Origin of the sequence: Promicromonospora kroppenstedtii DSM 19349, from assembly GCF_000515355.1 — a bacterium.
Classification (GTDB): Bacteria; Actinomycetota; Actinomycetes; order Actinomycetales; family Cellulomonadaceae; genus Promicromonospora; species Promicromonospora kroppenstedtii.
This window is the reverse complement of sequence record NZ_KI911703.1, coordinates 3,754-5,373: the sequence shown is the minus strand read 5'-3', so window position 1 is coordinate 5,373 and position 1,620 is coordinate 3,754. Positions and strand designations below refer to the sequence as shown.

Sequence of the window (1,620 nt, the reverse complement as noted above, 5' to 3'; positions counted from 1 at the left end):
GCCGACGACGACGTCGTACGGGCCGGCCGCCTCGCGGTGCTCCGTGACGTATTCGGTGACCTCGCGTACCTCGTCGAGCGTCGGCGGCTCGCCGTGCCCGGACGCGAAGAGCGGCACGACGCCGTCCCACCGCGCCGCACGCCGGAACGGCCGGCGCGCGGGCCAGAACCCGCCCACCCACACCGGCGGCCGGGGCTGCTGCACGGTGGCCGGGAGGATCTCGACGTCGCGCACGCGGTAGTGCGGACCGTCGTGGTCCACCCGCTCTCCCGCCCAGTAGCGGGCCAGCAGGCCGAGGCCCTCGTCGAGTCTCTCCGCGAGCACCACGGGGTCGGTCTCGTCGCCGAAGCTGCCGAACTCGTCCTCGACCGGCCCGCCCAGGCCCGCGCCGAAGACCACGCGACCGCCGCTGAGGACGTCCAGCGTGGCAACCTGCCGGGCGAGCTGCTCGGGCCGGCGCCGTGCCACCGGGGTGACCAGCGTGCCCAGCCGGATCGTCGACGTCGCGAGCGCCGCGGCCGTGAGCAGCATCCACGGGTCGCCGAACGGCTGGCCGCGGCGCGCCGACTTGTTGTGCACCACGTGGTCCCAGACGAACAGGCCGTCCCAGCCGGCGTCCTCGGCCGCGCGGGCCACGGCGGCGACGGCGCGGGCGTCGGCGAAGTCGCCGAAGTTGGGGACGTTGACCGAGAAGCGCATCAGCCCTCGCCCCCGGTGGCGGCGTCCGGCAGGTCGCTCAGGTCCCGCCACATGATCCGCAGCCCGACGTCGCCCAGCTCCGGGTGCCGGAACGCTCCCGGCGCGACGCCGAGGGTGACGAAGCCGAGGCTCTCGTACAGGTGGACGGCGGCGGCGTTCGTGTCGACCACGGCGTTGAACTGGATGGCGGCGAACCCCTCGCGGGCCGCCCACGCGATCATGTCCCGCACCAGGGCGCGGCCGGCTCCGGAGCCGCGTACCGCACGGTCGACCATGATGCTGCCCGACGCGACGTGGCTGCCCGGTCCCGGCCGGTTGGCGTACATGTTCGCGGTGCCGACCACGACGCCGTCGCGCACCGCGACCACCACCCGCCGCGGCATCTCCAGCCAGCCGGCGCGGGCGTCGGCCTCACCCATGGCGGGGTCGTAGGCGAACGTGTCGGCGGCGCGCACGACCTCCTCGACGATGGGCCAGATGGCAGGCCAGTCCTCGGCGCTCGCCTCGCGCACGCCGGTCACGGGCCGGGCCCTGGCGTCGGACGCGGCGTCGGGGCGGGAGCCCGCTGTTGCATCACTGGGTGCGCTCATCCCCTCACCCTGCCGCACGTACGCCGGACGCCGCCACGTCGATTCGGCGTCGAGCACAGCAGTTACTGCCACGTGGGCCGTCTCTTGGCAGCGACTGCTGTGCTCGACACCGCCCGGGGATCGTGGCAGGTGGGCGTCACGGCCGCGGCCAGTGGCGCTTCGAGCGGTCCTCGATGACGCGGTTGTAGCGGCCCAGCAGCTCGCCGAACCGGGCGCGGTCCGCCTCCGACCAGTCGTGCAGCAGCTCGGCCAGCAGCGCCCGGCTGGCCGCGCGCTCCTCGCCGAGCAGCCGGGCACCCTCCGCGGAGAGCCGCAGCTTGCGGGCCTGCCC

General features: G+C 75.1%; 2 protein-coding genes and 1 pseudogene. All 3 read right to left on the bottom strand.

From position 1 onward, the window contains the following. A partial coding sequence (locus PROKR_RS18545; RefSeq protein WP_036965574.1) for an LLM class flavin-dependent oxidoreductase occupies positions 1 to 699 on the bottom strand: 699 nt, incomplete at its 3' end. Beyond that, a complete protein-coding gene (locus PROKR_RS18540; RefSeq protein ID WP_084800528.1) occupies positions 699 to 1,289 on the bottom strand; it encodes a GNAT family N-acetyltransferase in 591 nt (196 codons plus the stop codon). The genes PROKR_RS18545 and PROKR_RS18540, both read right to left, overlap by 1 nt. Positions 1,290 to 1,425: 136 nt before the next feature. After that, positions 1,426 to 1,620: pseudogene (locus PROKR_RS35400) on the bottom strand (MarR family transcriptional regulator); the annotation flags it as partial.

Excerpts from the sequence above, each read along its gene's own strand:
- PROKR_RS18540 (WP_084800528.1), bottom strand. The coding sequence starts at position 1,289 with ATGAGCGCACCCAGTGATGCAACAGCGGGCTCCCGCCCCGACGCCGCG.